Annotated in this window: 27 protein-coding genes and 1 riboswitch; of the genes, 5 read left to right on the top strand and 22 right to left on the bottom strand. The window is 49.0% G+C overall.

Translation table 11 applies throughout. The features are described from left to right. Position 1 precedes the first annotated feature (1 nt). The 3 genes from NYE38_RS06805 to NYE38_RS06795 form a co-directional block, all read right to left on the bottom strand. Positions 2-466 (bottom strand): hypothetical protein, encoded by a 465-nt coding sequence (locus tag NYE38_RS06805; protein ID WP_021493802.1) that lies wholly within the window; start codon positions 464-466, stop codon positions 2-4. Positions 467-487: 21 nt separating this feature from the next. Then, the gene (locus NYE38_RS06800) at positions 488-1,066 is read right to left on the bottom strand and encodes a hypothetical protein (RefSeq protein WP_021493803.1); all 579 of its coding nucleotides are present in this window, start codon (positions 1,064-1,066) and stop codon (positions 488-490) included. A gap of 140 nt (positions 1,067-1,206) precedes the next feature. After that, positions 1,207-1,617, bottom strand: a complete 411-nt coding sequence (locus NYE38_RS06795) for an organic hydroperoxide resistance protein (RefSeq protein WP_003154758.1) — start codon at positions 1,615-1,617, stop codon at positions 1,207-1,209. A gap of 73 nt (positions 1,618-1,690) precedes the next feature. Between NYE38_RS06795 and NYE38_RS06790 the strand changes: the two genes are divergently transcribed. Further along, on the top strand, positions 1,691-2,200 hold the full coding sequence (locus tag NYE38_RS06790) for a MarR family transcriptional regulator (protein WP_014417547.1): 510 nt from the start codon (positions 1,691-1,693) through the stop codon (positions 2,198-2,200). 27 nt (positions 2,201-2,227) lie between these two features. Here NYE38_RS06790 and NYE38_RS06785 read toward each other — a convergent pair whose 3' ends face one another. The 8 genes from NYE38_RS06785 to NYE38_RS06750 form a co-directional block, all read right to left on the bottom strand. Continuing rightward, positions 2,228-2,653 carry an organic hydroperoxide resistance protein gene (locus NYE38_RS06785; protein WP_095061377.1) on the bottom strand — a complete coding sequence of 142 codons (426 nt, stop codon included), beginning with the start codon at positions 2,651-2,653 and terminating at the stop codon, positions 2,228-2,230. Between the two features lie 113 nt (positions 2,654-2,766). After that, on the bottom strand, positions 2,767-4,014 hold the full coding sequence (gene proA, locus NYE38_RS06780) for a glutamate-5-semialdehyde dehydrogenase (RefSeq protein ID WP_012117384.1): 1,248 nt from the start codon (positions 4,012-4,014) through the stop codon (positions 2,767-2,769). Beyond that, complete coding sequence (gene proB, locus NYE38_RS06775) at positions 4,011-5,123, bottom strand: glutamate 5-kinase (protein ID WP_032874651.1); 1,113 nt, start codon at positions 5,121-5,123, stop codon at positions 4,011-4,013. Before proB ends, proA begins: the two co-directional genes overlap by 4 nt. Positions 5,124-5,492: 369 nt before the next feature. Next, positions 5,493-6,395, bottom strand: coding sequence for a formyltetrahydrofolate deformylase (gene purU / locus NYE38_RS06770; RefSeq protein WP_003154764.1), 903 nt, complete (start codon positions 6,393-6,395; stop codon positions 5,493-5,495). Between the two features lie 74 nt (positions 6,396-6,469). Continuing rightward, positions 6,470-6,784: a multidrug efflux SMR transporter gene (locus tag NYE38_RS06765; RefSeq protein ID WP_007407235.1), complete on the bottom strand. Its 315-nt coding sequence runs from the start codon at positions 6,782-6,784 to the stop codon at positions 6,470-6,472. Then, positions 6,784-7,122, bottom strand: coding sequence for a multidrug efflux SMR transporter (locus NYE38_RS06760; RefSeq protein ID WP_007407236.1), 339 nt, complete (start codon positions 7,120-7,122; stop codon positions 6,784-6,786). Before NYE38_RS06760 ends, NYE38_RS06765 begins: the two co-directional genes overlap by 1 nt. A gap of 66 nt (positions 7,123-7,188) precedes the next feature. After that, a riboswitch (guanidine-I (ykkC/yxkD leader) is annotated at positions 7,189-7,297 on the bottom strand. A 12-nt stretch (positions 7,298-7,309) separates the two neighbouring features. After that, a complete protein-coding gene (locus NYE38_RS06755; protein ID WP_159354059.1) occupies positions 7,310-7,855 on the bottom strand; it encodes a GNAT family N-acetyltransferase in 546 nt (181 codons plus the stop codon). A gap of 99 nt (positions 7,856-7,954) precedes the next feature. After that, positions 7,955-8,473 carry an acyl-CoA thioesterase gene (locus NYE38_RS06750; RefSeq protein ID WP_159354058.1) on the bottom strand — a complete coding sequence of 173 codons (519 nt, stop codon included), beginning with the start codon at positions 8,471-8,473 and terminating at the stop codon, positions 7,955-7,957. 189 nt (positions 8,474-8,662) lie between these two features. Between NYE38_RS06750 and NYE38_RS06745 the strand changes: the two genes are divergently transcribed. Together NYE38_RS06745 and NYE38_RS06740 are read left to right on the top strand one after the other, a co-directional pair. Continuing rightward, entirely contained in the window at positions 8,663-9,523 is an 861-nt protein-coding gene (locus NYE38_RS06745) for a dimethylarginine dimethylaminohydrolase family protein (RefSeq protein WP_061862113.1), read from the top strand. 70 nt (positions 9,524-9,593) lie between these two features. Then, positions 9,594-10,643: a lactonase family protein gene (locus NYE38_RS06740; RefSeq protein ID WP_012117380.1), complete on the top strand. Its 1,050-nt coding sequence runs from the start codon at positions 9,594-9,596 to the stop codon at positions 10,641-10,643. 27 nt (positions 10,644-10,670) lie between these two features. Here NYE38_RS06740 and NYE38_RS06735 read toward each other — a convergent pair whose 3' ends face one another. From NYE38_RS06735 to NYE38_RS06690, 10 genes are all read right to left on the bottom strand, one after another. Then, a complete protein-coding gene (locus tag NYE38_RS06735) occupies positions 10,671-11,642 on the bottom strand; it encodes an oligopeptide/dipeptide ABC transporter ATP-binding protein (RefSeq protein WP_285002077.1) in 972 nt (323 codons plus the stop codon). Positions 11,643-11,645: 3 nt separating this feature from the next. Further along, positions 11,646-12,545, bottom strand: a complete 900-nt coding sequence (locus NYE38_RS06730) for a C40 family peptidase (RefSeq protein ID WP_014417540.1) — start codon at positions 12,543-12,545, stop codon at positions 11,646-11,648. After that, positions 12,542-13,639, bottom strand: a complete 1,098-nt coding sequence (locus NYE38_RS06725; RefSeq protein ID WP_014417539.1) for a dipeptide epimerase — start codon at positions 13,637-13,639, stop codon at positions 12,542-12,544. The genes NYE38_RS06730 and NYE38_RS06725 overlap by 4 nt, the downstream gene beginning before the upstream one ends. A gap of 6 nt (positions 13,640-13,645) precedes the next feature. Continuing rightward, entirely contained in the window at positions 13,646-14,593 is a 948-nt protein-coding gene (locus NYE38_RS06720) for an LD-carboxypeptidase (protein ID WP_162131138.1), read from the bottom strand. Positions 14,594-14,668: 75 nt separating this feature from the next. Beyond that, a complete protein-coding gene (locus NYE38_RS06715) occupies positions 14,669-16,288 on the bottom strand; it encodes a peptide ABC transporter substrate-binding protein (protein WP_022553464.1) in 1,620 nt (539 codons plus the stop codon). Then, entirely contained in the window at positions 16,285-17,313 is a 1,029-nt protein-coding gene (locus NYE38_RS06710) for an ABC transporter ATP-binding protein (protein WP_159354056.1), read from the bottom strand. The genes NYE38_RS06715 and NYE38_RS06710 overlap by 4 nt, the downstream gene beginning before the upstream one ends. Before the next feature lie 5 nt (positions 17,314-17,318). After that, positions 17,319-18,266 (bottom strand): ABC transporter permease, encoded by a 948-nt coding sequence (locus tag NYE38_RS06705; RefSeq protein WP_003154782.1) that lies wholly within the window; start codon positions 18,264-18,266, stop codon positions 17,319-17,321. A gap of 5 nt (positions 18,267-18,271) precedes the next feature. Continuing rightward, positions 18,272-19,198, bottom strand: a complete 927-nt coding sequence (locus NYE38_RS06700; RefSeq protein ID WP_021493816.1) for an ABC transporter permease — start codon at positions 19,196-19,198, stop codon at positions 18,272-18,274. A 14-nt stretch (positions 19,199-19,212) separates the two neighbouring features. Next, complete coding sequence (locus NYE38_RS06695) at positions 19,213-20,037, bottom strand: M55 family metallopeptidase (RefSeq protein WP_007407248.1); 825 nt, start codon at positions 20,035-20,037, stop codon at positions 19,213-19,215. Positions 20,038-20,192: 155 nt separating this feature from the next. Further along, a complete protein-coding gene (locus tag NYE38_RS06690) occupies positions 20,193-21,728 on the bottom strand; it encodes an MFS transporter (protein ID WP_021493817.1) in 1,536 nt (511 codons plus the stop codon). A gap of 288 nt (positions 21,729-22,016) precedes the next feature. Between NYE38_RS06690 and NYE38_RS06685 the strand changes: the two genes are divergently transcribed. Both NYE38_RS06685 and NYE38_RS06680 read left to right on the top strand, forming a co-directional pair. Then, positions 22,017-23,366 carry a trypsin-like peptidase domain-containing protein gene (locus NYE38_RS06685; protein ID WP_340802958.1) on the top strand — a complete coding sequence of 450 codons (1,350 nt, stop codon included), beginning with the start codon at positions 22,017-22,019 and terminating at the stop codon, positions 23,364-23,366. 99 nt (positions 23,367-23,465) lie between these two features. Then, positions 23,466-23,642 carry a hypothetical protein gene (locus NYE38_RS06680; protein WP_014417532.1) on the top strand — a complete coding sequence of 59 codons (177 nt, stop codon included), beginning with the start codon at positions 23,466-23,468 and terminating at the stop codon, positions 23,640-23,642. Positions 23,643-23,728: 86 nt separating this feature from the next. Here the strand turns inward: NYE38_RS06680 and NYE38_RS06675 are convergent, their stop codons facing one another. After that, positions 23,729-24,700, bottom strand: a complete 972-nt coding sequence (locus tag NYE38_RS06675) for a glycosyltransferase family 2 protein (RefSeq protein ID WP_340802959.1) — start codon at positions 24,698-24,700, stop codon at positions 23,729-23,731. Between the last annotated feature and the right edge of the window lie 9 nt (positions 24,701-24,709).

Below are 24,709 nucleotides of genomic sequence, written 5' to 3'. Positions count from 1 at the left end.
CTCACCTTTCCCGATTTTGGAGTTGTTGATTGAACCAAGGCCGTTCAGGAGTGCCGTTCATCGTTATGATGACAGGCCGCACCCATCTGACGGCAGGTTCGGCAGTTGATTCTGCATCCCATTCCTGAAGCTGCCTGACAGCCCGCTTCGTAATGGGATGCGCCCGGAATTCGCGCGGGCTTTCAAAAATGAATTTTTTCGTTCGTTCCGTAACTGTCTTCATTTCATGAAAGTGCCGCTCATACATCTGCTTCTGCTCTTCTTCCAGGCTGACCATTAAAAACAGCCGGCCGCCAGTTTCCATCTGCCAGCGGCACAATGCGGAGAACAGCCTGATTTCTTCTTTGTAATTTGAATCCCTTCTTTTATCCACGGTCACAGATAATATATTTAACAGCGCAATCGTGAGGCAATGCATGGCTTCAAAAGATGTCTGTTTCGCTTTTGAGATGCTTGGATACGGCATATGCTTCACCCGTCTCTTTTTTTATGAACGCTCCCCGCCTTTTTTCTTCCAACCGCAGTCCTCACAATCCCCGCACTCACAGCAGCCAATGCGGCCGTAAAACAGGCCGTCACACGGATCTTCAGGATGCGGATTCGGAAAGCACGGGTCGCATGGATCTTCCGGATCATCCAGATCACTGGGATCGTCCGGATTCCACGGGTCATCAGGATCGCCCGGATCACTCGGATTACTTGGGTCGTCCGGATTCCATGGGTCATCAGGATCGCCCGGATTACTCGGATTGCTTGGGTCGTCCGGGTCCATACAGGCTTCAGAATCCTGTAAGAAGATAATGTCCTCAAGCTTCGTCTGCAAAAGGAGTTGTGATTTCATGACGGTGCGCAGGAGCCGTTCAGTGCTTCTATTGATTGATGACAGTTCCTCCAAGGAGGGATCGCCGGAAGCGCCGAGAAACATTTGAATCCTTTCCGCTTCCGCCTGCAGAATATGGGATAGTCCGATTTCTTCCATAGCCACGGATGAAAGAAGGAGGTTCAGGGTCTCACATCTGGAGAGTGTAATGTCGGGGGTGATGTTCGGTATGTTTGGAAGAGACATCGATTTCTCCCTCTTTTCTCTTGGTGTCATTATGCAAAAGTGCTATATCGTATACTTATTCCGGGAGAGAAGAGATCATTACTGATGTTTTCGTTAATAAAATATCCCGGATATGAAATCCGGGATATTCGTTCGTTGATTTATTTTAATTCAAGTTTGACGTCTACATTTCCTCTTGTTGCTTTTGAATACGGACAGAACTCGTGAGCGGCGTGCACTAGCTTCTCCGCCGTTTCTTTGTCAAGATCTTTTGTATCAATGACGAGCGTTACGCCGATTTTGTAACCTCCGTCACTCTCATCTTTTAAAAGGCTGACCTGTCCTTCAATTTCAGAGGTCATGTCGATTTTTTGTTTTTGGGCGGCAAGCTCAAGCGCTCCCCCGAAGCAGGCAGCATACCCTGCCGCAAAGAGCTGTTCAGGGTTTGTGCCGGTTTCTCCGTCTTTTTTTGCATTCGGCATGATGATGTCAAAATCCAGCACCCCGTCTTCGGATTTAATATGTCCTGCTCGTCCGCCGACTGCGGTCGCTTTTGAAGTAAATAATGCCATTATTATCAGCCTCCTCATTGTACTTACTGTATATATTGCCCCTGCTCATATTTTTAAACATGAGGAATAGGAAATGGACCGTTTTTCGGCTACAATAGGGGTAACGTTAACAAACAAAGAGTTGGTGAAAGAAGTAATGGCAGAAAAAGATTTTGAACATATGAAACTGGAGAATCAGCTTTGTTTTTTGCTGTACGCAAGCTCAAGGGAAATGACGAAACGGTACAAACCGCTGCTTGATAAGCTCAACGTAACTTATCCCCAGTATTTGGCGCTGCTTTTATTATGGGAGCACGAAGAACTGAATGTGAAACGGATGGGTGAGCTTTTGTACCTGGATTCCGGAACGCTGACACCGATGCTGAAACGGATGGAGCAGCACGGAATCATCATGAGAAAGCGGTCGGCTGAAGACGAGCGATCCGTGACGATCAGGCTCACAGATGAAGGACGGGCCTTGCAGAAAACAGCGGCGGATATCCCCATTGCCATGCTGGAACAGACGGGACGGTCAAAAGAGGAATTAAAGCAGTTAAAGCAGTCGCTTTATGAGGTTTTGAATACGCTGCACGGCAAAAAATAAGGATGCCCCAAATGGGCATCCTTATTTTTATTCTGCTGCCAGAAGCTTCACTTCAATATTTCCCGCTGTCGCTTTTGAATACGGGCAGACACCGTGCGCTTTTTGGATAAGGGCTTCAAGCTCCTGTTTATCAATGCCGGCTGCTTTGACCTCAAGCGTAACGCCTAGTTTATATCCTTGGTCTGCTTCATCTTTCAGCAGACTGACATGCGCAGTGACCTCTGTTTCAATACTCAGACGCTCTTTTCTTGCTACGAGCTGAAGAGCGCTGTCAAAGCAGGCTGAATATCCTGCGGCAAACAGCTGTTCAGGGTTTGTGGCATGCTCGAGCTTTTTTGCTCTTGGCGTTCCCGGCATGGCAACATCAAGATTCAGCACTCCGTCAGAAGACGTGACTTTCCCTTCACGTCCGCCGGCGGCTGATACGGTTGCAGTAAATAATGGTTTTGTCATGTGAATTCACCTCTATTATATTGTGTACAATTTAATCTTACACAATATAATAGAAACCGTCAATCTTTCCGCATAAAAAAAGCCTACCCTTTTTGAAGGATAAGCTTAAAAGATTATACGCGGATTTGTCCGTTTCCTTTGATGATGATTTTTGTAGATGTTAACGCCGGAAGCCCCATCGGCCCTCTCGCGTGAAGCTTTTGCGTGCTGATGCCGATTTCGGCTCCGTATCCGAATTCAAAACCGTCTGTAAACCGGGTTGAAGCATTATGATACACGGCGGCGGCGTCAACGGCGGTCTGGAAGTAAGCCGCATGCTCGGCGTTCTCCGTCAGAATGGCTTCTGAATGGTTTGTGCCGTACTGCTGAATGTGGCGGACCGCCTCCTGTACGTCCTGCACCGTTTTCACACTGAGAATCGGCGCCAGGTACTCCGCTCCCCAATCGGCTTCTTCTGCTTGTTTCGCTTGAGGCTCCAGTCTGCAAATCACCTGGTCTCCCCGGAGCTCCACCCCTTTTTCTGTCAGCTGATTCAGCAGCTTTCGTCCGTGTTCTTCGGCCCATTTTTCATGAATCAAAAGAGATTCAATCGCGTTGCAGACCGAAGGACGCTGTGTTTTGGCATTGATGACGACCTCGCTTGCCATTTGAGGATCTGCTGACTCATCTATGTACACGTGGCAATTGCCCGCTCCGGTTTCTAAAACGGGTACGGTTGATTCCCTGACAACAAGATCAATTAAATTTTTACCGCCGCGCGGGATCAATACATCCAGCCCGTCATTTAATGTAAAGAGCTGTTTGGCGGTTTCTTTGCTTGTATCTTCTATGAGCTGAACGGCATCAATCGGAAGCTTTGACAGCCCAAGTGCGCGTTTCATCACACTGACAAGCGCTATGTTGCTGTGGATGGCGGAAGAACTTCCTCTGAGCACAACCGCGTTTCCGGTTTTCAGGCAGAGTGTCGCCGCGTCTACGGTAACGTTCGGTCTGGCCTCATAGATCATGCCCACTACTCCAAGGGGCACGCGGATTTTTTCAATAGATAATCCATTCTCTTTTTGAATGGTCTCCAGCGATTCACCGACGGGATCTTCAAGACCGATTAGCAGTTCCACGGCGTCCGCGATATCGAGCAGGCGTTTTTCATCAAGAGTCAGCCTGTCAATAATGTCAGGTGTCAGTCCTCTGTTCCGTCCCGCTTCAATATCTTTCTGATTCTCTGTTAAAATCAGCCGGCGTTCATTTCTGAGTCCGTCTGCAATACATTGGAGCGCTTCGTTTTTTTCAGCCGTCGTTTTCATGACCATTTCGGCAGCCGCTTCTTTTGCCAAAGCCGCTTTTTGCAATACTTCACTCATTTGTGTTCCCCCTCGTCAAATAAATTCACCCAATCATCTCTGTGAATCACTTCCACCTGCTTCGTTCCTGAAAGCTGGTCGCTCCGCTTCCCTTTGACTTCTAAAATTTCATCGGATGAGTACTGCGTCTGCCCTTTTCCGATAATGCCGCCGGGTCCTCTGACTTCCACTACGGCCCCTTTCGGAAAACTGCCGCAGACATCGGCGACGCCGGCCGGGAGGAGACTTGACCCGTTATGGATCATCGCCTGCTCCGCTCCCCCATCAATGATGATTTCCCCTGATATCGGAGAATGAAACATGATCCATTGCCGTGTATTATTCACTGAGGACAGGTCTTTATCGCCGATATAAGTGCCGTCGCCTTTTCCGTCTAAAATTCCCATCAGTTTTTCCCGTCCGGAGCCGGTTCCGATAAATACCTTCACCCCGAGCGACAATGCGGTCTGGGCGGCGAGAAGTTTTGACTTCATGCCTCCGGTGCCGACCTTTGAGCCTGCTGATCCGGCATATCCAAGCAATTCAGGTGTGATGTCATTCAGATAGTCGAACCGCTTTGCGTCGGGGTTTTCATTCGGATTGGCATCGTACAGCCCGTTAATGTCTGTGAGAATCATTAATTGGTCTGCATGAATCAACCCGCTTACAAGCGCCGACAGCATGTCGTTATCACCGAACGTCAGCTCTTCGACTGATGTGGAATCATTCTCATTAATAATCGGCACGACGCCACGCTCCAACAGTTCCATTACAGTGGCATAGGCATTTCTGTACCGCTCTCTTTTTGAGAAATCATTTCTTGTTAATAAAATTTGTGCCGGTGTCAGACCGTATCTTTTTAAATGGTCCATATATTGCTGCATTAAAAGCGTCTGGCCGACTGCGGCAGCTGCCTGCTTTCCTTTTATCGTAACGGGTCGCGACGGATAGCCGAGAGCGGAAAAACCCGCTGCCACCGCGCCTGAGGTAATGAGGATCACTTCATGCCCGTTTTCTTTTAATAAAGAAATGGCTTCCGTATGTTCCTTGATTTTTGCTTCATCAATACTTCCGTTACTGTTGGTGAGCGAGCTGCTCCCGATTTTCACAACAATTCTTTGTTTTTTCATCATTTCTCCTCCGTGGCAATCAATCCAAACCGGCTCTCGTCAATAAAAAAAGCCCATTCCGTCCTGAAAAATAAGGACGAAATGGGCTTTCCGTGGTACCACCTTGTTTGAACGCGTTTTTCACGCGTCCCGCTTTCCTGTAACGCCAGGTTATCGCGCCTGAGTTTTCCCCTCAGGACTCCAAGGCAGGTTCGGCAGGTTTCATGCGGCAAAATGTTTCAGCGGGCCATTTTGCTCTCTGTCACAGAAAGTTCTGCGTACTGATCCTCTTCAACGCTCAATGATTTTTTTATATTATGCAAAGAAAACAGGTTCTTGTCAAGACATTTTCATCCATAAAAAACAGTCCGCCTCCCCGGCGGACCGTCATTAATTAAATACGATCGTTTTGTTTCCGTGAACGATGACGCGGTCTTCCAGATGCCATTTTACGGCTCTTGCCAACACGCTCCGCTCAATCGTTCTGCCGATATTCTTCAGATCCTCTGCGTGATCTCTGTGATCGACGCGTTCAATATCCTGTTCAATAATCGGCCCTTCGTCAAGATCGTCCGTCACATAGTGAGAAGTCGCGCCGATTAATTTCACTCCGCGCTCATAAGCCCGTTTATACGGATTAGCGCCGATAAAGGCCGGCAGAAATGAATGGTGGATGTTAATAATCCGATTCGGATGGGCAGATACAAAATCAGACGTCAAAATCTGCATGTATCGGGCAAGAACGATCACATCAATCTTATACTGCTCCAGCAGCTCAAGCTGGCGCCGCTCCACTTCGGCGCGGATGTCTTTGTTAGCTTTCATGTAATGGAACGGAATATTCAGCGGTTCGACCACTTCTTTGGCCTCTTCGTGGTTGCTGATGACGACCGCAATTTCGGCCATCATATTGCCGCTTTGCCACTCCCAAATCAGTTCATGAAGACAGTGCAGCTCCTTCGATACAAAGATCGCCACTCGCTTCAGCTCACTTGCCAGAGACAGGCTCCATGTCATGCCGAATGTCTGGGCGATTGAGGCGAACGCCTGCTGTAAGTCCTCTTTTTTCTCACGAATGCCCTTACAGTCGAATTCGATCCTAAGAAAAAACCGTCCGCCTTCAGGGTCAGTCGTGTATTGATTTGATTCAATAATGTTTGCGCCATGTTCAAACAAAAACGCCGACACGGCCGATACAATTCCCGGCTGGTCGGGGCAGCTGACAAGCAGGCGCCCTTTTTCCTCATTCCCGCGGCGGTATTCTTTCAGCCGCTGTGTCATATATGAATTCATCTGTTTTAATCCCTCGTATCTTCATAATTCGTAACTTACTAATAGATTATACTGAAGATTTGATAAAAATCAATTTACGAAAGAATTTTCAGCCCTACGGCAGCGCATAAAATAAGCGCAATGAAAAAGATGCGCTTCGCATCCTTCTGCTCGCCGTAGAAAAGAATGCCGGCTAATGCGCCGCCCGCTGTGCCGATACCGGTCCAGATCGCATAGGCCGTGCCCATCGCGATCGTCTCCATCGCATAAGAAAGCAGGGAAAAAGAAGCCGCAAATCCGGCGATAATGAAAAGAATCCACTTGACTTTCTTTTCTTTTTGAAATTGATTCATTAAAATGACCCCGAGCATTTCACAAAGACCCGCGGCTATCAGGCTGATCCAATGCATTACGCCTTCTCCTCCTTCGTCTCAGGCTTATCCTGTGTGACCAGCTTTAATCCGATGACACCGATCAGCAAAACGCCGATCAGCACGATTTTCACCGGATCGGCCTGTTCTTTGAAAAGCAGGATTTCACTGAGCACGGTGCCCGCTGTCCCGAGTCCGGTAAAGACCGCGTATACCGTTCCTACGGGCAGGCTGTCTGTCGCCTTGATTAATAGATAAAAACTGATGATGATTCCCGTAATCGTGCCGCTCCACGCCAGTGCCGAATCAGCATGTTTCAGGCCGGTGACCCATACCACTTCAAATACGGCCGCTATGACCACTAAACCCCATTTCATGTTCTTCACCCTTTCTGTATCCGGACAATACAAAAAAGCCCGGATAGTCGTCTCACATGAGATTGACTCTCCCGGGCTTTTTTCCCTCCGTGTGCATATGCGGGATATGTCCGCATATGTGTCTTCTCTCGGACCAGGCCATGTATGAACATGCGGAACCCTAGAAAACATATCTGTTTGTATCATACTACATTTCGCCGAAACGTTCAACGTCAGATGTGATGTCAAAAACCGTCAGCTGCCTCTCCCATTTGGTAACGGTCTCACCGGGCACCATGCCGATTTTTTCCGCGACACGGACGGAGGCAGCGTTTTCCGGATCAATCAGCGCCGCTATGCGTCCGTATTGCTGCATATGAAAACCGTAGTCCAGACAGGCATTCGCCGCCTCTGTCGCATAGCCGCAGCCCCAGCGGCGGCGGGCAAACATATAGCCGATTTCCATCAAAGTGTTCCCGTTTACCGTCTGCGGAACGATTCCGCATTGACCGAGAAATGCGCCCGTCTCTTTTTCCTCTGCGATCCAAAGACTGACGCCGTATCCTGCGGTCAATCGTTTGTTCCAGGCAATCCATTCCTTCGTTTCCCGTCTGCTTTTGAGAGAAGGATAATATTTCATGACCTCTCTGTCGGTAAACAGCCCGTACAAATTTTCTTCATCGTCATCCCGCATAGTCCGCAGACGGATACGCCCGGTTGTCAGGATGGTGCCGGAAGACTTATGTTTCATCATGCACGCCACGTCTCCTTTCCCTGTTATAGATTATGGATCCGGCAGGAAAAGTCCTTTCTCAGCATAAAAAAACCGCTTTTTAAAAAAGCGGTTTGACGATTACCAAGGTTTATCTGTTCCGAGCGCCTCGGCCAGGGCTTTGCTGTGTTTTAAGCGGTTTTTTCGTTCTCGGGCGCGCTGAACGGCCGTATTGTGAAGCATGATTTCTTCCTCGGTTTCCGGCACGATCCGCGGAACGGGTACCGATTTCCCGTTTGAATCAAGCGCGACAAAGGTCAGAAACGACGTTGCCGCAAGCTCGCGTTCGCCCGTCATCAGATGCTCTTTAATGACTTTGACAAACACCTCCATAGACGATGTGCCGACCCATGTGACGTAAGATTCAAGGCATACGGAATCCTGTTGGCCGATGGGGCGCAAAAAATCTACAGAATCCATTGAAGCCGTGACTGTTTCACACCGGCAGTGGCGGGCCGCGGAAATTGAAGCGATATCATCAATGTAGCTCATCAGCTTTCCGCCAAACAGCGTATTGTGATTATTCGTATCAAGCGGAAAAACCCTGCTTGTTTTAACAACCCTTGTTTCTTTGCAAAATCTTGATTCTGGCAACTTCATATTATTTAAACTCCCCTTTGGTGTCTGGTCGTTTTGACTCATTCATCTGTACCCTATTAAACAATACTTTGACCGTTTTGTCTAAAATTTTAAATATTAAGTTGGTTAGATATTCTCTCAGAAATGTTTCATTATTCATCACATCCGGGAATAATAAACGCACATTGAATACCGATAGGAGGATATCACATGGACGTATCCATTCCCAAATCCACGCGGAAACCGGCTTGCCGCAGTGAGTTTGATGCTTTGCAGACAGTCATCTTATGCCGGCCGGAACACATGGCCATCAAGGATATTATTAACGGAACGCAGAAACATTTCAAACAAGAAAATATTAACATACCCGTTGCCCTCAAACAGCATAGTGAGTTTATTGACATTTTAAGATCTCATCAGATTGAAGTCGTCCTGCTGCCTGCCGATCCCGCATTGCCTGAGCAGGTATTCACCCGGGATATCGGATTTGTCTTAGGCGAGACGGCGTTTATTTCAAACATGGCGGCTTCAGTCCGGCAGGGAGAAGAAACCGTGTTTCAAGGCCTGCTTGACAATAAGAAAATCCCTTATACGCGACTGAAAAAAGCGAACATTGAAGGCGGCGACATCTTGATCGCAGACGGCACCGTTTACGCCGGGCTGAGCAAGCGCACGGATAAAGCGGCTGTCCGGGAGCTGCAGGAGGCGCTGCCGGAGATGACGGTTGTGCCGATCCCTCTCAAGGAGGATTTCTTACATTTGGACTGTGTATTTAATATGATCTCGGAAACGGAAGCGCTATACTGCAAAAATGGCTTGCGGCAGAAAGAAATTGATCTTCTCGCCGAACGTTTTGAGATGATAGAAGTGCCTGAAGAAGAGCAATTCACGCTCGGCCCGAATATCCTGTCAATCGGCAATCAGACAATTATCAGCCTGCCGCAGCACCGTCATACGAACCGCGAGCTCAGAAAAAGAGGTTATACGGTCATTGAAACCGAGTTTTCCGAAATTATTAAATCAGGCGGTTCCTTCCGCTGCTGCACCTTGCCGCTTGTCAGAACATCTTAAACATTTACAAGGCAGTTTCCTTCAAGATACGTTAATATAGAGAAGACAAGACTCTAAAGGGGGAAACCGAATGGCTAAGTACATAGGATACGCGGGAACATATACAAAAGGCGGAAGCGAAGGCATTTATTGTTTTGAACTTGATACAGAAGCGAAACGGCTCAGCCGTCCGAAGCTGGCAGCAAAGCTCGGCAACCCGACATACGTCACTCCGAATTCTGATAACAGCATGCTGTATTCCATTGAAAAGGCAGACGGAAAAGGCGGTGTCGCAGCCTATCAGATTCATCAGAACAGCGGGGAATTAACTTTTGTGAACCACCAGCTGATTGAAGGCCCGTCTCCATGCCACGTCAGCATTGATGATAAACATGAATATGTGTTAACCGCTAATTACCACAGCGGAAAAGTGCACGCCTTTCCCGTCAATGAGGACGGAAGTCTGCGGGAGCCGGCTGCCGAAGCCGCTCATACGGGAACAGGTCCTCATGAAAGACAAGAGAAACCGCATACCCATTTCGCAGGCTATACACCTGAGCATAACTACATTGCAGCCGTCGATTTAGGGACGGATACGCTTTATACTTACCAAATGAAAAACGGTTCGCTCACAGAGGTGAAAACTCATTCTTTCGCACCGGGTTCAGGGCCGCGCCATATCGTTTTTCATCCGGCGGAAAAATACGCCTATGTCATGACGGAAATCAGTAATGAAGTCATCGCGCTTGAATACAACCCGACCTTAGGTGAATTCAGAGAGCTGCAGGTCATTTCCGCTTTGCCTGAAGGCTTTACGGACAAATCGCAAGGCAGCGCGATCCGCATATCTAAAGACGGCAGATTTCTTTATGCCGCCAACCGCGGACATGACAGCATCGCCATCTATAAGATCAACCAATATTCCGGTGAATTGTCTCTGATTGAATGGGTGCCGACAGAAGGAAACTGGCCGCGTGATTTCGCGTTTGACCCTTCCGAGACATTCCTTGTCGCGTCAAACGAAGAAACGGGAAATCTGGTTTTGTTTGAACGTGATCCGGAAACAGGCAAATTGACTCTGCTTCAATCTGACATTCCGGTTCCGTATCCGGTCTGCGTGTCATTTCTGCATCAGGTTTAATCAAAAAAGAAAGCTGACTTTATATTGTCAGCTTTCTTTTTTGTATAAATGGCAGGCGACAAAACGCCCCGCCTTCACTTCTTCAAGCTCAGGCGTTATCTTACCGCAGAGCTCCATCGCTTCAGGACACCGCGTCCTGAATACACAGCCGCTCGGCGGGTTAAGGGGGCTCGGCAGCTCCCCTTTCAGAATAATCCGTTCACGCTTGTCCTCAAGAAGCGGATCAGGAATCGGGATTGAGGATAAAAGCGCCTTCGTATAAGGGTGAAGCGGTTCCCGGTAAAGCGCAGCGCTTTCTGTAATTTCCATCATGCGGCCCAAATACATCACGCCGATCCGGTCGCTGATATGCTTGACCATTGATAAATCGTGGGCGATAAATAAAAATGTCAGCCCTTTCTCTTTCTGAAGCCTTTTTAAAAGGTTGACGACCTGAGCCTGTACCGACACATCCAGCGCGGAAATCGGCTCATCCGCCACGATAAATTCGGGATGCAGAGAGAGCGCTCTGGCAAACCCGATTCTCTGCCTCTGTCCGCCGCTGAATTCGTGAGGATACCGGCTGCCGAAATCCGGATGGAGCCCGACAGCTTCAAGCAGTTCATCCGCCATCATCAGACGGGCTTTTCTTGTATTGTAAAGATTGTGGATTTCCATCGGCTCCATAATAATTTCCCTTACGGTCAGGCGCGGATTTAACGAGGCGTAAGGGTCTTGGAAAATCATCTGCAGCTTGCGGAAGAAGACAGACCGCTGTTCTGCCGCGGCACGGTGTATATCCGTCCCTTCATATGATACCGAACCGGCCGTCGGGTCATACAGACGGAGAATAACCCTTCCGAGCGTCGATTTACCGCATCCCGATTCTCCGACAAGTCCGAATGTTTCCCCTCTTTTAATGTGAAAACTGACACCGTCGACTGCTTTTACGGCTTTCTTTCTTCCTGCGTCAAAATGCATTTTCAGCCCGCTGACTTCAAGGAGCGGAGATGCCGTCATTTTCTATTCCCCCTTTTCGCTTATACAGCGGCGTACGGTGCATAATTCTTTTTCATAGACGGTTCCTTCCAAAGACAGCACTTCGATTGTTTTCCCCGTTTTCGGGGAGTGCAGCATTCGGCCGTCTCCCAGCGCCAAACCGACATGGTGGATCGCGCCTTTTCCTTCTTCATAGGCGAAAAACAAAAGGTCAGCCGGCCGGATATCGTTTACCGCCGCGCCGCATCCGGCTTTTGCTTGGTCCTTTGCATCACGGGGAAGGGTATAGCCGTTTGCTTTAAATATCGAATACATAAACCCGGAACAGTCAAACCCGAAACCGCTCAGTCCTCCCCATAAATACGGAAGCCCGAGAAACATCATGCCCGTTTCGATGACATCGGCCGCCCGTCCTTCCGTATGCCGGCACTCGTCTGCGTCAGCTTCATTTACGAACCGTTCTCCGAGGGGCGTCAGCACCCGGAAAAAGCCTTTCTCACGTCCTGATGCCGGAAGACGCGTTAAGAAACTTACTTCCAAGTCCGGTTCGCCGTTTGTGTGATATAAAAAAGCTGTCGGTTTGGTAATCCATACGGCGGGGGAAGATGTATGAAAGCCGTCTTTTGAAAGCTGGCTTTTTTTCATCCAGCCCGGATATCCGCGCGCATCCTTGTTTGAAGGCTGGCCGGAAACGGCGACAAAAGCCCATTCCCCTTCCTCTTTGAGAATGATCACTTCTTCCCCGAAAAGCGCTTGCGTTTGGACAAGGTTGTCTGTGCATAATTGCAGCCGCTCTTCATATCCCATAAACGCTAACCATTTTCTGATCTGCGGCGGGTTTTCAAGCATCGGCGCATCATCCGAACGGGGAGATGACGGCAGCGTCCATACGTTGGCTGCCGCCGCTGTAACGGCTGCTCTCATCTTTTCGCCTCCTCTTGTATCGACACACCGGTAATGCCGAGACCCGGTTCGTCGGGAATCGTAATCTGACTGCCGCTGTATGTGATGCCGCCTTGAATCAAATCATCTTTCAGCATAAGCGGCGCATCAAAATCAAACCTTGTCACATTCCGTTTGCCCGCGGCAAAATGAGCCGCGGCGGTGATGCCGAGCTTGGTCTCAATCATGCTGCCGACCATGCATTCCACGCCGCACGTTTCGGCCATCGCATTGATTGTTTCCGCCTGCTTTATGCCGCCCGCTTTCATCAGCTTAATATTAATTAAATCGGCGCTTCTCGTCTGCAGCACGTGAAAGGCCTGACGAGGGGTAAAGACGCTCTCATCCGCCATAATCGGCGTGTCTACGGCATCGGTAACCTGCTTCAGCCCGGCGATATCGTCTTTATGAACAGGCTGCTCGACCAGCTCAATGCCGAGGCCGGCGTCTTCCATCTTTCGGATCGCAGTCACGGCTTCTTTCGGCGTCCAGCCTTGGTTGGCGTCCAATCTCAGTTTGACGTTTCCGCCGACACGTGATCTGATCGCCTGAATCCGGGCAACATCGTCCGATATGTCACCTATGCCGACTTTTATTTTTAAAATATGAAATCCTTTGTTCATATAACGGTCTGCATCCCCCGCCATCTCCTCAGGAGAATTGACGCTGACGGTAAAATCTGTTTCCAGTGTATTCCGATAGCCGCCGAGAAGCCGGTAAAGCGGCTGTCCGTGCATTTGCGCCCATCCGTCATATACAGCCATATCCACCGCGGCTTTTGCGCTTTGATTTCTTTCCAACAGCCGGCTGATATCATACAGAACAGCTTCCGTGCCGAAAAGGCTCCGCCCCAAGAGAACGGGCTTCAGCACATCGTGGACGGCGCTTTCAATACCGGCCGTGCTGTCGCCTGTAATGACAACCGTCGGCGGCGCCTCCCCCCAGCCGGTCAGACCGTTGTCAAAAGTGAGCTTCACAATGACCGATTCAGCATTGTAAACCGTGCGCAAAGCGGTCTTAAACGGCTTTTTCAGCGGCACGGACATCCGTCCCGTTTGAATATCTGTTATCCTCACGCCTGATCACTCCCTTCCGGAAACCCCCGATTCAATCGTTACCGCTTTGGCCGCCGTATCCATAACCGCGCGGGCTCCGATCGGAACGGCGAAGCTCGGTGAACAATGGCCGATTTTAAAGCCTTTAAGCGCGGGCTTCCCTGATTTGACAATGTAATCATTCAGCACTTGCTCTAAAGTAAGCGACTTTTCTTTATGCTTCGGTTCGCATTGGTGAAAATCACAGACCAGGATTCCGGCTGCGTCTGACAGTTTTCCTGCCATCTTTAATTGATTCAGCATTTTGTCGATTTGATACGGCTCCTCATCAATATCCTCGATAAACAGCAATTTGTCTTTCGTATCGATTTCAAACGGCGTGCCGAGTGTGGACGTAATGAGCGACAGATTGCCGCCCGCAAGCTCTCCCTCGGCCCTTCCGCCTGTCAGCACCTCTAAGGGAGAAATGTCCTCCGTATAGGTGAATTCCGTTTCTGTAAAAAGCTGATGATACGACGCTTTTGTCAGGGGATCAGCGTCTTCAAGCCCGACATCCGTGCTCAGCATCGGGCCGTGAAATGTGACGAGCCCTGTATTTTGATGAATGGCGGTATGTAAAAACGTGATATCACTGTATCCCCAGAAAATTTTCGGATTGCGGCGGATTAAGCCGAAATCGATGTCGGCGGCAATGCGGCCCGTGCCGAATCCTCCGCACGCGCATATCACCGCTTTGACATTCTGATCACTAAACATGTCATGGAGATCATCGAGACGCGCCCGGTCTTCTCCCGCCAAATAGCCGTGACGGGTCTTCAGCGCCCGGCCGAGTTTCACATGAAGGCCAAGCTCATTCTCTAAAAACAGCAGCGCGGTTTGCAGCGTCCCGCTCTCAGGCGGGCTTGCGGGCGCAATCACACCGACCGTGTCGCCTTTTTGCAGTGCTTTCGGTTTATGGTTCATAACTTTTTCAATCTCCTTTCCGGATTGAAAAGTGAAACACGCCGCTCCTTTAATGGATAAAGAGCGGCATATGTTTCCGCTGTAAGATCAGGACTTTTCCGCCCATTTCAGATCAATGTAACCGACGGGGTGCCGAACAATGCCCTTCACGCCGCTGTTCTGCAGATGCACCTGATTGTAAAAGTAAATCGGAATGATCGGAGCCTCATTCATGAGCAGCTTTTCCGCTTTATGCATGAGCGCAAAACGTTTTTTGGCATCGGCCTCCTGTTTTGCCTGCTTGATGCAGCCGTCGTATGCCGCGCTGCCCCAGCCGGTGCGGTTCATGGAATTATCCGTTTGGAAAGCCTCAAGAAAACTGATCGGATCTGCGTAATCCGGTAAAAATGAGCTTTGAGAGAACTGGAACTTCAGTCCTTTCTGCTCTTCTAAAAAGACGTTCCATTCCATATTGGCGAGCTTAACGTCTATACCGAGCACACTTTTGAGCTTCTGCTGAACCGCTTCCGCTATTTTCTTATGCTCCGGTTTTGTGCTGTATGTCAATGTAACGGCGGGCAGCTTGTCATAATGCTCTTCCGCCATGCCTTTTTCCAGCAGTTTTTTGGCTTCTGATTCATCCGGATTTAATAAACTGCCGCCCGCTTCGCGGAAATCTTTCCCGTCAGGCTGAGTAAATCCCGGGGATACAAAGGCATGTGCCGGCTTTTCACTGTTTTTGGTCACATAATCCGTGATTTCTTTCTGATCAATCGCTGCCGCGAACGCTTTTCTGATCTTCTCATTTTGAAACGGCTCCATTTTTACGTTAAAACGATAGAAATAGAGTCCGGCCTGATCCCACGTGCGGACATTTTTTCCTCCCATCAGCTGCTCGCTCAGCTCTGCCGGCACAAAGGCGGTATCCAAATCCCCCGACTGGAACATCTGATAGTCGGTATTCCGATCACTGACCATCGCCCATGTGACTTTATCCAGTTTCACCGTCTTTTTATCCCAATACGTCTCGTTTTTGACCATCGTCATGCTGTCGTCATGCTTCCATTCCGTCAGTTTGAACGGCCCGTTGCCGACAAAGGTTTTTGCTTCAGTGAACCATTTCGGATCAGCCTTGGCGACCTTCTCATTAATCGGGAAATACGCCGGATTGGACACGACGCTCAGAAAATAATCCTGCGGTGCCGCCAATGTGACGACAAGCGTTTTTTTATCTTTTGCCGTGATTTTCACGTCTTCTTTTTTGCCTTTTCCGCTGTTAAATTCTTCCCCGCCTTTGATCATATAGCCGAGAAATGCGGAAGATGCGCCCGTTTTCGGATCGAGCATCCGTTTCCAGGCGTACACGAAGTCTTCCGCCGTAACGGGATCGCCATTTGTCCATTCGGCGTTATCACGGATATTGAAGGTATATGTCAGCTTATCAGCGGACACCTTCCAGCTTTCCGCCATGGCCGGTTCGGGTTTATTATCTTTTCCGAGCCTCGTCAATCCTTCCATGATGTTATTCAGCGGCTGCCAGGAAACATTATTAAATCCGATCGGCGGATCAAGTGAGGTCGGCTCATTTTCGTTATTGAGCCGCAGCACCGTTTCACCCCCCTGTTCTTTTGCTTTGCCGGGTTCTGTCCCCGCCTGTTCATTGGCTGTACAGCCCATCAGAGCAAACGAAACAACAGCAATCACACCGATCGCCCATCTCTTTTTCATTTCAATCCCCCTTTTTCCTCTGCTGCCGTCAGCTGCTGCTTCAGCCGCTCTGCACGGTGATCCTGAAGCCAGCAATTAACGATATGGCTTTTGGATGTCACGGTTGTTGCCGGGTATACCTTTTCACAGACGATCATCCTGTCCGGGCAGCGGGCGGCAAACGGGCAGCCCGGCGGCGGATCGAATAAATCAGGCGGCGTCCCGTCAATCGGCGACAGCTCACTATCCTCCATATCCAGCCGCGGCACTGAACGAAGCAGCCCCTTTGTGTATGGATGAGCCGGACGGTAAAAAATATCATGCCTCGTGCCGATTTCGGCGATTTTCCCCGCATACATGACGGCGACTCTGTCGGCGGTCTGAGCGACGACGCCGAGATCGTGTGTGATCAGAATAATAGACACGCCTGTTTTTCTTTGAATCTTCTTAAATAATTCAAGGATTTGTGCTTGAATCGTCACATCAAGAGCCGTTGTCGGTTCATCGGCGATCATAATTTCCGGCTCGCAGATCAGAGCCATCGCGATCACGATCCGCTGCCGCATGCCCCCGCTTAATTGGTGGGGGTACTGCTTCAGGCGGGATTTCGAGTCCGGGATACCGACCAGATCCAGCATGGCGAGAACTTCGGATTCAGCTTGTTTTCTTGTCATGGCGCGGTGTTCCAACAGCGCTTCTGAGAGCTGATCCCCTATGGTCAAAGTCGGATTGAGCGCCGTCATCGGGTCCTGAAAGATCATAGAAATATCGCGCCCCCGGATTCCCCGCATTTCCCGATCCGACATTTGGCAAAGGTCTTTCTGTTTAAATTGTATGCTTCCGGATTCAATCTTTGCCGAATGTTTCGGAAGAAGACCCATCACGGCTTGTGACGTCACGCTTTTTCCGCAGCCCGATTCACCGACGATCGCAAACGTTTCACCTTTATATAAATCGAAGCTGACGCCTCTTACGGCTTTTACAGTGCCTCCGTATGTTGAAAAAGTAACATGCAGATTTTTAACGGAAAGAACTTGCTGCGCCATTTTTCCTACCTCCTCAGTTTCGGGTCTAACGCGTCCTGCAAGCCGTCTCCAAGTACGTTAAACGCGTACATCGTCAAGGAAATGAAAAAAGCGGGAAAAAACAGCCGCCACCAATGGCCTGATAAAATCGCCGGCAGCCCGTCGTTTGCCATGACGCCCCAGCTTGCAAACGGCGCCTGAATGCCGAGTCCGAGAAAACTTAAAAATGATTCCGCAAAAATCGCCGCCGGCACTGTAAGCGTCATTTGGACAATAATGGCTCCCATCGTATTCGGCAGCAGATTTTTCTTAATGATCCGAAATGTTTTCGCTCCAAACGTTTTCGAAGCCAATACGTGTTCATCATGCTTCATCCTCAGCACCTGCCCTCTGACAATCCGCGCCATGCCGACCCATCCCGTCACGGTCAGAGCGACGATAATGGAACTGAGCCCCGGCCCCATCAGCACCATTAACAAAATGACAACGAGCAGATACGGCAATCCGTAGAGAACCTCGATGATTCTCATCATGGCGCTGTCTGTCCGGCCCCCTTTGTATCCGGCGACCCCTCCGTAGATAACGCCGATCAAAAAGTCGATCAGCGCCGCCATCACACCGACAAATAAAGAGATCCTCGCTCCGTACCACGTTCTTGTAAACACGTCCCGGCCAAGTTCATCGGTTCCGAACCAGTGTGAAAAAGACGGCGGAAGATTCTGCTCGGCGAGCGTCTGCCTTGTCACGCTGTGCGGTGATATCAGCGGACCGAACACAGCCGATAGAAACAGGCAGCATAAAATCACAAGCCCGGCCATCGCCAATTTGTTCTTTTTAAGCCGCCGCCACGCATCCTGACTGTAAGACAGGCTCGGACGCTTGACCGACTCGGTTTCACCCTTTCTTTCCGCGCCCGGCTGAAACCAGTCATCAGGCACTTCTGTGTGTTTTACCGTTTCTTGCGGGAGATTCATCAGGATCACCCTTTCTTATGAAGTTTTATGCGCGGGTCTAACAGGCCGTATGCCAAATCAACCAGAAACAGCAGGACGATCAGAATCACACTGTAAAATACGGTCGTTCCCATGATGACCGGGTAATCACGCTGATTGATGCTTTCTACGAAATATTTGCCCATTCCCGGTATGGCAAAAATTTTCTCGATGACGAAACTGCCCGTTAAAATACTTGCGGCAAGCGTCCCGAGTACTGTCACAACAGGCATAAGAGCGTTTTTTAATGCGTGTTTGATCACAATTTTGACGGGAGAAAGCCCCTTTGCTTTTGCCGTGCGGATGTAATCCTGAGTCAGCACTTCGGACATGCTTGATCTTGTCAGCCTCGCGATAATGGCCATGGGACCGACGGCAAGCGCAACAGTCGGCAGGACCATGTGAACGGGACTCGTCCAAGTAGCTGCCGGAAACCATTTCAGATGAACCGCAAATTGCTGAATCAGCAGCGTAGCCATAATAAAATTCGGAATGGAAATCCCGAGCACCGCAAGGCTCATGGCCGCATAATCGAGAAAGCCGCCGCGCCTGAGAGCGGCCATTATGCCGAGCGCGAGCCCGGAAATCACAGCGATGATGATCGCCGTTATCCCAAGCTCAAATGAGACCGGAAACCCGCGTTCAAGCATGGCGTTTACACTGTCTGACGGTTTTTTAATTGAAGGACCGAAATCAAAGGTAAGAATGGATTTTAGATAGATGGCGTATTGAGTGATAAGAGGTTCGTTCAGATGGTAGTAGGATTCGAGATTTCGCTGGACCGCTTCGTTTGTGCCCCGCTCTTCGTTAAAAGGCGAGCCGGGTATCACTTTCATCATGACAAATGTCAGAGTGGTGATGACGAGGACGGTCATAATCATGGCGATAAAACGTTTGATAAAATACCGCAGCAATGCCGTTCACCCCTTTAACAGAATGTTGTTCTCATGGCGAGTTCTGTCATGACGAGCATGGCCTGATAGGCTTCCGGCATGTCTTTTGCCTGAAATTGAACGATTGTCGTTCCCGGGATGATTTCTGTGCCCGGCATTAAATGGGCCCATTCAGCCTGTCCGTAGTTGGCAAATTCAATGCCTAATACAGGTCTTTCAGGCGGAGTCAGCGGTTTGACCTTATCTTTATTTTTGAGCGCATAGGCTGTTTTTTCCGTCAGGAGCCGTCCGGCTTTTTGAGGGGACAGGCATTTGACCGCGGTTCTTGAAATGGTTTGTTTGACGGCGGCAGTCGTTACATTCGGGATCAGCTCCTCCGCTTCTTTTGCGGCGCAATCGTCTCCGGCAGCCATGATGACAGGGACATCGTAAAATCCGGCGAGATAGGCATTTAACCCCAGTTCACCGACCGGCTTATCATTTATGTAAAAGTGGCGGACGCCGAATATCATGCTGTGCGACATGACGCCCGGCATCGACGCTCTCGCATGATAGCCGATAAACATCACACCTGAATACGATTCATCAAGCCCCTGCATCATGGAAAACGGCTTGACATCCCCCGTAATCAGCTCTGCCTCAGGGTGAAGTTTTTCCGCGAGCAGATTATTCATCTTTGAGTGGCTGTCATTCACGGTCACTTCCGTGCATCCGTTATTAAACGCTTCTGCGATGCACCAGTTTGCTTCTTCGGTCATCAGAACCCTGCCGCGCTCATAATTGTGCATGCGGGAATTGACAAATGTTTCATCAGGCAGTCCGGAAATCCCTTCCATATCCACAGATAGATACAGTTTCATGTAATGCCTCCTTTTTTACTTAAAATTTCGATATTAAATTATGAATATTCTAACAAATTATATTAAAAAAGGATGAAACATGCAATATACCATTCTGCTATTATGGGAAAAAACAAACCCTTTTCACCGGGAAAAGGGTTTGCTGTTAGAAAAAGTTACATACTGTTTTTGCTTATATGATGACGCTGAAACTGTCTGACCGCACTTCTGTATTCATGATCGGGAATGACCTGATGCCTGATCGGTTCAGCCGCCTGCTTACGGACGGCATGCGGTTTATGCGCCAGCTTATGTCCCATGCCGGTCGCATTCATGACAAATGATAAACACACTAAAAGCAAGCTTAAGATGAAAGCAATAAGAAACAAATCGCTGTATGTCCCCATCAGCAGGTCATGCGGTGATTGTGTGCCGCGCGCGCCCCGAAGCATGCCGGAAGCATCTCTTTTCGTAAAATACCCTATTAAAACAGGTGCGCCCATATAAATGAACAGCCTTAAAAACTGAACTGCCGTCATGCGTTTCACCAGTTCCGGAAGCGGTCCGCCCAACGCGGCTCCCATCAGTCCGGCTGCCACAATAAGCCCTGTCCCGGCCGCCAGCATCACGAAAAGCCCCGCAAATAGAATAAGCGGTATATGATGATCCGCCGTCATCCATTGAAAATTCACGAACACCAGTATAACAGAGCCTGTTATGCCGAGCATGCCCGGACCGACTTTATCATATGCTAATGCACTGATGACAGCGGCGATGGCCACGCCTCCCAAAAGGCTCGCATATAGGAATATCAGTTGAGTTTGTGACATATGATATGCGGTCTGAAGCTCCCCGTGAAATGCAGAAAGACTGACCGCTATGGAAATACTGCCCGCAGCGATCATGAAAACACCCAGAATCGGCTTTGGAATCAGCATAAGTTTAATCGAAATCAGCGCATGTTCGTTTCTGTACTGCATGATCAGCAAGATCAGAAGAATGACGATGCTTCCTCCAAATCCCGCCAATGTCTGCCATGATGAAAAGCCCCATTTCGGCAGATGAATAAATGTATAGGCGGTCAGCACGGCTGATACACCCGCTAACAGAAAACCGATGCCGTCAAATGGAGATTTTTCAGCATTTTTATGAGCGTCATCCCGCAGCCACATATAACTGAAAATGAGGCCGAAAAAAGACAGCAGGCCAAAAATGCCGAACAGCCAATGCCAATGGCCGGCGCTTGCCGCCGCCGTGCCTAAAACGGTCCCCATAATGACGGACCCGTAAAATCCGCCGATTAACACAAATAATGCGTAATTCCGGCGCTCAATCGGAAACGAAAGCACCAGCATCGGGATCATAATCATCAGCATAGTGCCCGCCGCAGCTCCCTGTAAAAAACGGCCCGCGGCGAGCGGATAAATATCATTTGTCACAGCAGCAAGGAGCGCTCCGATGACACCCGCGGCCATCGAAATCATATAGACAGGCCGGGAGCCGAATCTTTTTCTTAAATACGGCCCCGCCGGCACGAATAAGGCAAATGCCATATTACCGATAATAATCGGATGAAAAGAGTCAAAGTTTTCACCGCCGACCGTCTGCCGGACAAGGCTTTGGACAGCCGAAAGTGCGGTATTCGACATCAGCCCCGGCCCGACCGCCAATACAGCGAGCAGAGAAATAATCCAGTGATGTTTTTCTTTCATTTGACAACTCCTTTCTGACTATTTAACAAAGTGAAAAAGCTAACAGATTTCCCCCATTAGCTTGACAGAATTTTTCATATCTTTTCATGTGAAGGATTGAACATAATATCTCATTTATTATTTCAAATCCGATGGAAATTGTCAATATAAAGCGCCTCCGTCCGATTACGCCTTTTTCACAATTTCCCACAATCTTTTCATTATTATCCCACACTTTTTGTTTAAGATGGAGTCAGTAATAATAGGCAAATCATGCTATGATGAAAATAGAGAAACGGAGTGAACATGATGGATAACTATCGTGATGAAAATCGGACAGACCAAAAAGAACAGGAAGTCCTTTTAGTAAAAGAAAACCCGCAGCCGGCCGGATATTCCGCGTCGGACGAGGACAAGAAAAAACGAAGCTTCGGCTGGTTCAGACCGCTTCTCGGCGGAGTGATCGGCGGAGGGCTCGCCCTCGGCATCTATACATTTACGCCGCTTGGAGACCATCAGACTCAAGATACTTCCAATACGGCTCCCGCTCAGGAAACGTCATCGGTAACCGCCAAGCAGACATCTTCTGATTCCGGCAGCAGCAAATCGGCAAACAGCTCATCGGCAAATTCAAGCAGCATTTCGAATATGGTGGAAGACATTTCACCGGCGATCGTCGGAATCACTAATCTGCAAAAGCAGCAAAGCAGTTCCGATTTATTCGGATTCGGATCAAGCTCAGATTCAAACTCTAATTCATCGGGTGATGATGCGGAAACGGGATCGGGTTCAGGCGTTATTTTTAAGAAAGCAAACGGCAAAGCGTATATCATTACGAATAACCACGTGGTCGAAGGCGCCTCTTCCCTTAAAGTGTCATTATATGACGGCACCGATGTAACAGCTAAACTCGTCGGCAGCGACTCTCTGACAGACTTGGCCGTTTTAGAAATCAGTGATAAACACGTAACAAAAACGGCAAGCTTCGGCAGCTCATCCGCTCTCAGAACGGGTGAATCCGTCATCGCCATAGGTGATCCGCTCGGAAAAGACCTTTCCCGCACCGTCACACAGGGCATCGTGAGCGGCTTAAACAGAACCGTCTCGATCTCCACGTCAGCCGGTGAGTCAAGCATCAACGTCATCCAAACCGATGCCGCCATCAATCCCGGAAACAGCGGCGGACCGCTCTTGAATACAGACGGCAAAATCATCGGCATCAACAGCATGAAAATCAGCGAAAATGATGTAGAAGGCATCGGCTTTGCCATTCCGAGCAACGATGTAAAACCGATCGCCGAAGAGCTTCTCACGAAAGGACAGGTGGAGCGCCCTTATATCGGCGTGAGCATGATCGACTTGGAACAAGTGCCGCAAAACTATCAGGAAGGCACACTCGGGCTTTTCGGCAAACAGCTGAATAAAGGCGTTTATATTCGCGAAGTGGCGCAGGGCTCACCTGCAGCCAAAGCCGGATTAAAAGCAGAAGACATCATTATCAGCTTAAAAGGGAAAGAAACCGACACGGGCAGCGAACTTCGCAATATTCTCTACAAGAATACGAAAGTCGGCAGCACCGTTGACGTGAAGATTATCAGAAACGGCAAGGAAATGACGAAAAAAATGAAACTGACTCAAAAAGAAGAAACATCTTCTTAACAAAAATCCAAGGCAGCCGCCTTGGATTTTTTATATACGGATGAAACTTTAGGCCTGGATCAGCCGTATGACTTAGTGTACAAAGGAGGATACATACACATGAAACAAACCGGACTTTTGCTGGTCGTTACCGGTCTGATCTTGCTGCAGCTGAGCATTCAGCTTCCTCAGCAAAACGCTGCTTGGGGAATGACGCTTGGTGCAAGCATTTTACTGAACCTTTCGGGAACCGGACTGATCATGCGCTCTCTGCACACGCAGACCGGCCGCAGATGAATGAAAAAAGCCGCGGGACATTCTGTCATCCCGCGGCTTTTATTTTACATAAAAGCACCCTGTCCGCTGGCCGGACAGGGTGTTTGTTAAGACATATGCTGGTCCCGATAAATCTTTTCGTTTTTCATGCCGTACGCTTTTTGCACGATATAGAGCGGACGATCTTTTGCTTCGTCATAAATCCTTCCGATATATTCGCCGATCATTCCGAGCATTAATAGAACGATGCCGCTGAATAACAGCTGTATCACAATCAGAGAGGACCAGCCCGTAATGGTGCTGTCTGTAAAAAGCTTCATGTATAAAACGATAAACATATAGAGAAAACCCGCTCCGGACATGATCATTCCCGCATAACTTGCCGCCTTGAGCGGTTTATGAGAGAACGTTGTGATCCCGTCCATGGAAAGCTTCAGCATTTTTTTAAGCGGGTATTTCGTTTCCCCCGCAAGCCGCTCATCTCGTTCATATTCTACAGCAGTCTGCTTAAAGCCAACCCAGCTGACGAGCCCTCTGACAAAAGGATTTTTTTCTTTTAATTTTTTCATCTCATCACAGACTTTTCTGTCCAGCAGGCGGAAATCTCCGGTGTCGAGCGGAATATCAATATCAGTCACGTTCCGCAGCAGCCGGTAAAACATAGAGGCCGTCTGTTTCTTGAAAAAGGTTTCTCCCTTTCGTTTCGTTCTGACGGCGTACACCACATCGTAGCCTTCTTTCCACTGCTCAATCATATCAAGGATTAATTCAGGAGGGTCCTGCAAATCGGCGTCAATGACGGCGATTGCATTCCCCTCTGCATAATCCATACCCGCTGTGATCGCGATCTGATGTCCGAAGTTTCTGGAAAAATCTATAATTTTCACTCTCGGATCAATCAGACTTTGCTCTCTTAAAATCTCAATACTGCGGTCTTTGCTTCCATCATTGACAAAGATCAATTCATAATGCTCTTTTGTTTGATCCATCACTTCTTTCAGACGCTGATAGGTTGTCTGAATGACGAGTTCCTCGTTATAAACCGGGACGACTATTGAATATTGAATATGTCTACTCATGTTTTTTCC

Source organism: Bacillus sp. EU63, from assembly GCF_038592915.1.
GTDB classification, from domain to species: Bacteria; Bacillota; Bacilli; order Bacillales; family Bacillaceae; genus Bacillus; species Bacillus velezensis.
The sequence above is the reverse complement of the archived record's forward strand: the minus strand, read 5'-3'. Positions and strand labels throughout refer to the sequence as shown.

What these genes read in the sequence shown, in the direction of transcription:
- NYE38_RS06730 (WP_014417540.1), bottom strand. Translation starts at nt 12,545, where the DNA reads ATGAGAGCAGCCGTTACAGCGGCGGCAGCCAACGTATGGACGCTGCCG.
- NYE38_RS06695 (WP_007407248.1), bottom strand. Translation starts at nt 20,037, where the DNA reads ATGAAACTGTATCTATCTGTGGATATGGAAGGGATTTCCGGACTGCCT.
- NYE38_RS06750 (WP_159354058.1), bottom strand. Translation starts at nt 8,473, where the DNA reads ATGAAGTTGCCAGAATCAAGATTTTGCAAAGAAACAAGGGTTGTTAAA.
- NYE38_RS06685 (WP_340802958.1), top strand. Translation starts at nt 22,017, where the DNA reads ATGGATAACTATCGTGATGAAAATCGGACAGACCAAAAAGAACAGGAA.
- NYE38_RS06805 (WP_021493802.1), bottom strand. Translation starts at nt 466, where the DNA reads ATGCCGTATCCAAGCATCTCAAAAGCGAAACAGACATCTTTTGAAGCC.
- NYE38_RS06795 (WP_003154758.1), bottom strand. Translation starts at nt 1,617, where the DNA reads ATGGCATTATTTACTTCAAAAGCGACCGCAGTCGGCGGACGAGCAGGA.
- proA (WP_012117384.1), bottom strand. Translation starts at nt 4,014, where the DNA reads ATGAGTGAAGTATTGCAAAAAGCGGCTTTGGCAAAAGAAGCGGCTGCC.
- NYE38_RS06800 (WP_021493803.1), bottom strand. Translation starts at nt 1,066, where the DNA reads ATGTCTCTTCCAAACATACCGAACATCACCCCCGACATTACACTCTCC.
- NYE38_RS06715 (WP_022553464.1), bottom strand. Translation starts at nt 16,288, where the DNA reads ATGAAAAAGAGATGGGCGATCGGTGTGATTGCTGTTGTTTCGTTTGCT.
- NYE38_RS06705 (WP_003154782.1), bottom strand. Translation starts at nt 18,266, where the DNA reads ATGAATCTCCCGCAAGAAACGGTAAAACACACAGAAGTGCCTGATGAC.
- NYE38_RS06785 (WP_095061377.1), bottom strand. Translation starts at nt 2,653, where the DNA reads ATGACAAAACCATTATTTACTGCAACCGTATCAGCCGCCGGCGGACGT.
- NYE38_RS06740 (WP_012117380.1), top strand. Translation starts at nt 9,594, where the DNA reads ATGGCTAAGTACATAGGATACGCGGGAACATATACAAAAGGCGGAAGC.
- NYE38_RS06710 (WP_159354056.1), bottom strand. Translation starts at nt 17,313, where the DNA reads ATGGCGCAGCAAGTTCTTTCCGTTAAAAATCTGCATGTTACTTTTTCA.
- NYE38_RS06765 (WP_007407235.1), bottom strand. Translation starts at nt 6,784, where the DNA reads ATGCATTGGATCAGCCTGATAGCCGCGGGTCTTTGTGAAATGCTCGGG.
- purU (WP_003154764.1), bottom strand. Translation starts at nt 6,395, where the DNA reads ATGAATTCATATATGACACAGCGGCTGAAAGAATACCGCCGCGGGAAT.
- NYE38_RS06790 (WP_014417547.1), top strand. Translation starts at nt 1,691, where the DNA reads ATGGACCGTTTTTCGGCTACAATAGGGGTAACGTTAACAAACAAAGAG.
- NYE38_RS06735 (WP_285002077.1), bottom strand. Translation starts at nt 11,642, where the DNA reads ATGACGGCATCTCCGCTCCTTGAAGTCAGCGGGCTGAAAATGCATTTT.
- NYE38_RS06745 (WP_061862113.1), top strand. Translation starts at nt 8,663, where the DNA reads ATGGACGTATCCATTCCCAAATCCACGCGGAAACCGGCTTGCCGCAGT.
- NYE38_RS06690 (WP_021493817.1), bottom strand. Translation starts at nt 21,728, where the DNA reads ATGAAAGAAAAACATCACTGGATTATTTCTCTGCTCGCTGTATTGGCG.
- NYE38_RS06755 (WP_159354059.1), bottom strand. Translation starts at nt 7,855, where the DNA reads ATGATGAAACATAAGTCTTCCGGCACCATCCTGACAACCGGGCGTATC.
- NYE38_RS06760 (WP_007407236.1), bottom strand. Translation starts at nt 7,122, where the DNA reads ATGAAATGGGGTTTAGTGGTCATAGCGGCCGTATTTGAAGTGGTATGG.
- NYE38_RS06680 (WP_014417532.1), top strand. Translation starts at nt 23,466, where the DNA reads ATGAAACAAACCGGACTTTTGCTGGTCGTTACCGGTCTGATCTTGCTG.
- NYE38_RS06675 (WP_340802959.1), bottom strand. Translation starts at nt 24,700, where the DNA reads ATGAGTAGACATATTCAATATTCAATAGTCGTCCCGGTTTATAACGAG.
- proB (WP_032874651.1), bottom strand. Translation starts at nt 5,123, where the DNA reads ATGAAAAAACAAAGAATTGTTGTGAAAATCGGGAGCAGCTCGCTCACC.